Raw genomic sequence first — 260 nt, forward strand, 5'->3', positions numbered from 1 at the left:
GGCGGCGCCGGCCTCGGGATGACCGAGGCCGCGCTGATGATGCGCACGATCAGCGCGTCGGGCGCCGGCCTGTCGGGCGCATCGGCCGTCCACATGAACATCTTCGGGTTGAACCCGGTGCAGGTGTTCGGCAACGACGCGCAGAAGGCGCGCTTCCTGCCGCCGCTGATCGCCGGGCGCGACAAGGCCTGCTTCGCGGTGACCGAGCCCGACGCGGGCCTCGACACCACGCACCTGAGCACGCAGGCACGCCGCGACGG

The 260-nt window shown here is 72.7% G+C and carries 1 protein-coding gene; it reads left to right on the forward strand.

Features of this window, described 5'->3' with window-relative positions; genetic code table 11:
- A partial coding sequence (locus SB772_RS42540; protein ID WP_410838837.1) for an acyl-CoA dehydrogenase family protein occupies positions 1–260 on the forward strand: 260 nt, incomplete at both ends.

The organism is Paraburkholderia sp. SIMBA_030 (genome assembly GCF_046535245.1).
In the GTDB taxonomy this organism is placed as follows: Bacteria; Pseudomonadota; Gammaproteobacteria; order Burkholderiales; family Burkholderiaceae; genus Paraburkholderia.